The sequence below is a fragment of the Vibrio sp. 10N.261.51.A4 genome (assembly GCF_041471945.1).
Lineage (GTDB): Bacteria > Pseudomonadota > Gammaproteobacteria > Enterobacterales > Vibrionaceae > Vibrio > Vibrio crassostreae_C.
In genome coordinates this window covers 1-375 of sequence record NZ_JBFRPJ010000166.1, presented here as the reverse complement: position 1 = coordinate 375, position 375 = coordinate 1, and the positions used below count along the sequence as shown (strand labels likewise).

Sequence of the window (375 nt, the reverse complement as noted above, 5' to 3'; positions counted from 1 at the left end):
TAATTACGCAACAAAGCCCCGTGAGAGAGGAACTTCATTTCCCAAGCTAATAACAGCAGTGCTGAGATAGTCTCTAGCGAAGCATTAACCTCCATTAACAAACTTACGGCGCACTCTTTTCCTGCCGTTGTTGATTTATTTTGTAGATTCGCTAGTACTACATTGCGAATCGCTAGCGTTATTTCTTTGAGCAATTGTTCCCCAGTGGTAAACCGAAATGCTCTGGGAAAATGCTTATGTTGGTTCCAATATAGCTTATACAATTTCTGTAAGTCATAGTATATTCGATTATGTTTAAAAGGTTGCCCCATAATTATCCCTCATCAATTCGTCACAAACTTGTCTCTGAGTTACTCCCAGGGCGGGAGCATACTT

General features: G+C 40.5%; 1 pseudogene. It reads right to left on the bottom strand.

Annotated features, from left to right (window positions below):
• A pseudogene (locus tag AB4384_RS23520) lies at positions 1 to 194 on the bottom strand (hypothetical protein); the annotation flags it as partial.
• Positions 195 to 375: the final 181 nt, after the last annotated feature.